Below are 5,714 nucleotides of genomic sequence, written 5' to 3'. Positions count from 1 at the left end.
GGAATTAACACCTATCCGTAACTGAGACGACTACCACGTGTCGAAGCTGTGCAGGTTACAGAATTCGGTAATTGGATATGCGCAGCAGTGACTTTTGGCCTACGGCGATCTTCGATTCGGGCCTGACCATTGGACTTGAATTTAGTCGGTTTCGGGTGGCCGGCATCGGTCTGAATAGTTCTGCCGCAGTGAGCCTTTGAGGCGCGGTAGGTGCTGCTTGAGGAGGCTGGGCAATGTCTTTTATGTCGGTGGCGCCGGATGCGGTGGCGACGGCGGCGTCGGATTTGACGCGGGTCGGGTCGGCGCTGAGCGCGGCGGGTGCGGCGGTGGCGGCGCCGACGACGGGGATCCCGGCTGCGGCTGAGGACGAGGTGTCGGCGGCGATTGTGACGTTGTTCTCCGGGCATGGCCAGACTTATCAGGCGTTCAGTGCGCAGGCCTATGTCAGCGCGGAGACGGCCAATCTTTCGCCGCTTGCTCGCGGCCCGTCGGGGCGCCCTTGACCCACTATTCGAACTTGTGTTCGAATAGTGGCGTGCGCTGGTCCGGTCAGGCCGTCGCGGTCAACGGGGCGCCCGTCGACGACGGGGCGCTGCCCGGGCTGCAGCGGATCGGACTGCTACGCAGCGTGCGGCACCCGCAGTTCGAGGGCATCACGTTCCACGAGGTGCTGTGCAAGTCGGCGCTGAACAAGGTTCCCGGCGCGGCGACGCTGCCGTTCCGCTACACCGTCAACGGCTACCGCGGCTGCTCGCACGCCTGCAGGTATTGCTTCGCCCGTCCCACCCACGAATACCTCGACTTCGATCCCGGCGCCGACTTCGACACCCAGGTGGTGGTCAAGACCAACGTCGCCGAGGTGCTGCGCCGCGAGCTGCGCCGGCCGTCGTGGCGGCGCGAGACGGTGGCGCTGGGCACCAACACCGACCCCTATCAGCGGGCCGAGGGCCGCTACGCGCTCATGCCGGGCATCATCGCGGCGCTCGCCGGGTCGGGCACGCCGCTGTCGATCCTGACCAAGGGCACGCTGCTGCGCCGCGACCTGCCGCTGCTCGCCGCGGCGGCCGCCCAGGTGCCGGTGTCCGTCGCGGTGTCGCTCGCCGTCGGCGATGCCGAGCTGCACCGGCAGGTCGAGCCGGGCACGCCGACGCCGCAGGCGCGGCTGGGCCTGATCACCGCGATCCGCGACGCCGGGCTGGACTGCCACGTGATGGTCGCCCCGGTGCTGCCGCATCTGACCGACTCCGTCGAGCATCTCGACGGGCTGCTCGGCCGGATCGCGGCGGCCGGCGCCACCGGCGTGAGCGTCTTCGGCCTGCACCTGCGCGGCTCCACCCGCGGCTGGTTCATGTCCTGGCTGGCGAGCACCCATCCCGGCCTGGTCGGGCCGTACCGCGACCTGTACCGGCGCGGCGCCTACCTGTCGGCGGGCTATCGGACGGCGCTGCGGGAGCGCGCCGCCGCGCTGATCGTCAAGCATGGGCTCGGAGGCGACGATCGTCCGTTTCCCCGCGCACCCGAGGCGGTGGCGGCGCCGGTGCAGCCGACCCTGTTCTAAGTCCCGTCGCCGCGGGGCTTGGTGAGGGTGAACTCGTCGACGACGGTCATCGCGCCGAACGGCCCGCTCAGCGCGTAATGCGTCGCCTTGATCGAGGTATTGCCGCCGGGACGGCCCGGGTCGACCTGGAAGGCCGCGAAGCCGTGCGGGTAGTCGCGGTCGCGAAACGCCGACCACGGCGCCTCTTCGGTCACATAGATCGGCGCCTTGCGCCCGATCGCGGGATCGAACGGGCCGACGCCCGTCACCACCCGGCACCGCCGGTCGGGGAAGAACATCCCGTTGGACGGAAGCGAGGTGCCGCCCCCGCCGATGACGACGTGCACCGTGCCCTTGGTCGCGTCGATCACCCCGTCGCCGGTTTCGACCGGCTTGGGCGTGCGGGTGTCGGTGCCGAGCGTGCCGCGCACCGGGTGCGACCGTTCGTAGTGATGCTCGTGGCCGCACACCACCAGGTCGACCCCGTACTGGTCGAACAGCGGCAGCCACTGCTCGCGGATGCCCAGGTCGGCGCCGTTGGTGTGGTCGGCGGTCGAGATCGCGGTCTGGTGCATGCACACCACCACCCAGTCGACGTCCGGGTCGCTTCGTGCGGCGGCCAATTCGCTTGCGAGCCAGCGCTTCTGCTCGCCACCCGAGTAGCCGTGCACGTAGGAGTTGCCGCCGTCCTGGAAGCACACGTCGTCGTTGCTCAGGCTGATCACCCGCACCGAGCCCGCGGTGAACGAGTACCACAGGCCGCGCAGTTCCCCGGTGGCGCCCGACTCGGGCACCGCGAAGTACGTCTGGTAGGCGGCGTAGCCGATCGGCCCGTTGCCCAACTCGTTCTCGTGGTTGCCCGCCGCGGGCATCCACGGCCGGTAGCGGGCGGAGCGGGTGTTGTTCTCGAACCAGTTCGACCAGGTGCGGATACGGTCGCGGGCGAGGTTGGCGTAGCACAGGTCGCCGTTGACCAGGTTGAACAACGGCCCGACCCGTTCGATCGCCAGCGTGGTGTCGGCCGCCGCCGGCGAACCGATGTTGTCCGTCCCGTAGCCGCCGTCGGCCAACTTGTCCAGCGCCGGAGTCGACTGGTCCCCGAAGCTGGTGAAACACAACGGCTTTCGTCCCCTTGGCGCGCTCCGCACCGTCCCGGTGACCGGATCGGCGCCGTCGTGTACCGCCGCGTAGACGTAGTCGGAATCCGGGGTCAGGTCGGTCAGGCGGGCGTGGTTGACCCGCACCTCGGTGTGGGACTTGGCGTCGCGGTAGGTGCGGGTTTCGGCCGCGACGGTGCGCCCGAAGCCCGCCGCCGGCGTGCCCAGCATGACGCGCGGATTGCGGACGGCCTCGGTGGTGTGCCAGGACACCACCACCTCCGTGCCGGCGTTCCTGCCGAACTGCAGGTGCAGCCCGGACACCGGCGGCGCGCCGGTACGGTCCGGCTGATACCAGACGCCGGGTCCGTGCGGGTGCGACCACAACAGCGCACCGGCCCCCAGCCCGACGCCCGCGCCGACACCGGCCCCGGCCGCCGCGACGGCGCTCGTCGTCAACAACCTGCGGCGGCTGATGGTGCGGGGCTGCCCGGATTCGTCGGTCATGCATGCTTCATACCCGAGCCGGGCGACGGTGGGCATATCCACCGGTGAACACCGCTTTCGGCGGAGCGGTCCGTAACGGATTCGGTACCGTCTCCGACATGATCAACGTGCGAGAAGCGATCAGCGTATTCGGGGCGGCGGTGGCCGCGGCGGCTTTCGCGGCAGCCGTCACGCCCGCGACCTCCCAGGCGGACCCGGCGGCCGGCCATCAGGTGACCTACACGGTCAGCGCCACCGGCAACCTGACCGGCCAGGTGCGCTACATGAACAGCGACCCGCCCAGCCAGTCCGCCTTCGACGACAACTCGTCGAAGTACATGAACACGGTGCAGGCGACGTTCAGCGCGGACCAGCCGCTGGTGTACACGACCACGTTGGCGAACCCGAACCAGTGGGCGTTCGTCAACGCCAGCGGCGGGTGTCACTGGCCGGACTGTGGCTCCGGGTCCACCCCGCAGCTGCACTGCGAGATCGCCGTGGACGGCAAGGTCGTGGTGACCCAGAACGCCACCACCGGCGTCACCTGCTCGACGCGTCCCTGGTAGCGACCACGACGACCTCGGCCGGTTCGCCGCCCACCGCCCGGAGGGTGTGGCCGATCGCCGCGTCGAAGTAGGCGCTGTCGCCGGTGCCGAGCGCGAGGGTCGTGTCCCCGTATTCGAGTTCGACGGCCCCGGAGTGCACGAACACGAACTCCTGACCCGCGTGCACGGGATGTGGATCGTCGGCGGCGTGCTCGCCCGGGCGAACGACGAAGGGCGACATCGATTTTGCGAGCAGCGCGGCCCCCAGCGCCCGATAGCGCTCGCCGGGCTGACGCCCGGCCCGGTCGATGGCGATCTTCTCGGAGGCCGTCTCGCCGGAGAACAGCCGCCCGACGTCGACGTCGAGCGCCCGCGCGACCTTGAGCGCCACCGCGATCGACGGCGTGCTGAGCCCGCGCTCGACCTTGGACAGGTAGCTCTTGGTCAGTCCGGTGGCGGCGGCGAGCCCCTCGAGGGTGAGGCCGCGTTCCCGGCGGACCGCGCGCAGCAGTGCCGTCATCGGCGCCCCTTTCATGACACTAAGTTTCCTATTGTGATACATTGTGTCAGATGGCGAGTACGTTCACCGACTCCAAATCCGACCTGATGCGTCGGGCCGCCGAGCAGCTGAGCGCCCATGTCGACGATCCGCAGTTGACCACCCGCCAGAAGCTGGCGCTGACGTGCCGCGCGCTGTTCGACGCCGGGCACGACTCGGGGCTGACCGGCCAGATCACCGCGCGGGCCGAAGCGGCGGGAACCTATTACACCCAGCGGCTCGGGCTCGGGTTCGACGAGATCACCGACGACAACCTGCTGCTGGTCGACGAAGACCTCAACGTCCTCGACGGGGACGGGATACCCAACCCCGCCAACCGTTTTCACAGTTGGATCTATCGCGCGCGCCCCGACGTCCACTGCATCGTGCACACCCACGCCTTCCATGTCGCCGCGCTGTCGATGCTGGGGGTACCGCTGGTCGTCTCCCACATGGACACCACGCCCCTCTACGACGACTGCGCGTTCCTGCCCGACTGGCCCGGCGTGCCGGTGGGCAACGAGGAGGGCGAGATCATCACCGCCGCACTCGGCGCCAAGAAGGCGGTCCTGCTGGCCCATCACGGCCAGGTGGTGGCCGGGGCCAGCGTCGAGGAGGCGTGCTCGTTGGGCATCCTGATCGAGCGCGCCGCCAAGCTGCAGCTGGCCGCCATGGCCGCCGGCACCATCAGGCAACTGCCCGAGCAACTCGCCCGCGAGGCCCACGACTGGACGCTGACCCCGCAGCGCAGCCGCGCCAACTTCGCCTACTACGCCCGCCGCGCGCTTTCGCGGCATCCCGACGCGCTGACCACCTCGGGGGGGCGGCAGTGATCCACGGCATCATCGCCTACCCGGTGACCCCGTTCGCCGACACCGGAGTCGACACGGCGCGGTTGGCCGCGCTGGTCGACAAGCTGGTCGCCGACGGCGTGCATGCGATCGCCCCGCTGGGCAGCACCGGTGAGTTGGCGTACCTCGAGGAACCCGAGTTCGACAGCGTGGTCGACACCACCCTGGCCACCGTCGCCGGCCGGGTGCCCGTGGTCGTGGGCGTGTCGGACGTGACGACCGCCAAGACCGTCCGGCGCGCCGCGTACGCGCAACGCGCCGGCGCCGCCGCGGTGATGGTCCTGCCCGTCTCCTACTGGAAGCTCACCGAACGCGAGATCGTCGAACACTACCGCCGCATCGGTGACGCCATCGAGATCCCGATCATGGCCTACAACAACCCGGCCACCAGCGGGGTGGACATGCGCCCCGAGTTGCTGGTCGCCATGTTCGAGGCCATCGAAAACCTCGCGATGGTCAAGGAATCCACCGGCGACCTGTCCCGGATGCAGCGCATCGCCGAACTATCCGGCGGCCGGCTGCCCTTCTACAACGGCAGCAACCCCCTGGTGCTCGACGCGCTGCTGGCCGGCGCCTCCGGATGGTGCACGGCCGCACCGAATCTGCGGCCGCAGCCGTGCCTCGACCTGTACGACGCGGTGCGCGCGGGTGACCTCGACA

General features: G+C 69.7%; 7 protein-coding genes. 5 read left to right on the top strand and 2 right to left on the bottom strand.

The annotated features are described in order from the left end of the window. Positions 1–233 precede the first annotated feature (233 nt). Together AC2VOR_RS21325 and AC2VOR_RS21320 are read left to right on the top strand one after the other, a co-directional pair. A complete protein-coding gene (locus AC2VOR_RS21325; RefSeq protein WP_369739253.1) occupies positions 234–503 on the top strand; it encodes a PE family protein in 270 nt (89 codons plus the stop codon). A gap of 32 nt (positions 504–535) precedes the next feature. Beyond that, positions 536–1,558: an Rv2578c family radical SAM protein gene (locus tag AC2VOR_RS21320; protein ID WP_369739252.1), complete on the top strand. Its 1,023-nt coding sequence runs from the start codon at positions 536–538 to the stop codon at positions 1,556–1,558. Here AC2VOR_RS21320 and AC2VOR_RS21315 read toward each other — a convergent pair. Then, on the bottom strand, positions 1,555–3,141 hold the full coding sequence (locus tag AC2VOR_RS21315) for a purple acid phosphatase family protein (protein WP_369739251.1): 1,587 nt from the start codon (positions 3,139–3,141) through the stop codon (positions 1,555–1,557). The two genes, AC2VOR_RS21320 and AC2VOR_RS21315, sit on opposite strands and share 4 nt — an antisense overlap. A 98-nt stretch (positions 3,142–3,239) precedes the next feature. On the opposite strand from AC2VOR_RS21315, the gene AC2VOR_RS21310 reads away from it, so the two are divergent. Continuing rightward, on the top strand, positions 3,240–3,686 hold the full coding sequence (locus AC2VOR_RS21310) for a hypothetical protein (RefSeq protein WP_369739250.1): 447 nt from the start codon (positions 3,240–3,242) through the stop codon (positions 3,684–3,686). Here AC2VOR_RS21310 and AC2VOR_RS21305 read toward each other — a convergent pair. Continuing rightward, positions 3,661–4,185 (bottom strand): helix-turn-helix domain-containing protein, encoded by a 525-nt coding sequence (locus AC2VOR_RS21305; protein WP_369739249.1) that lies wholly within the window; start codon positions 4,183–4,185, stop codon positions 3,661–3,663. The genes AC2VOR_RS21310 and AC2VOR_RS21305 overlap by 26 nt on opposite strands. A 50-nt stretch (positions 4,186–4,235) precedes the next feature. Between AC2VOR_RS21305 and AC2VOR_RS21300 the strand changes: the two genes are divergently transcribed. Next, positions 4,236–5,036, top strand: a complete 801-nt coding sequence (locus AC2VOR_RS21300) for an aldolase (RefSeq protein ID WP_369739248.1) — start codon at positions 4,236–4,238, stop codon at positions 5,034–5,036. Then, a partial coding sequence (locus AC2VOR_RS21295; RefSeq protein WP_486964468.1) for a dihydrodipicolinate synthase family protein occupies positions 5,033–5,714 on the top strand: 682 nt, incomplete at its 3' end. The genes AC2VOR_RS21300 and AC2VOR_RS21295, both read left to right, overlap by 4 nt.

This window comes from Mycobacterium sp. TH-M103, from assembly GCF_057473785.1.
The sequence above is the reverse complement of the archived record's forward strand: the minus strand, read 5'-3'. Positions and strand labels throughout refer to the sequence as shown.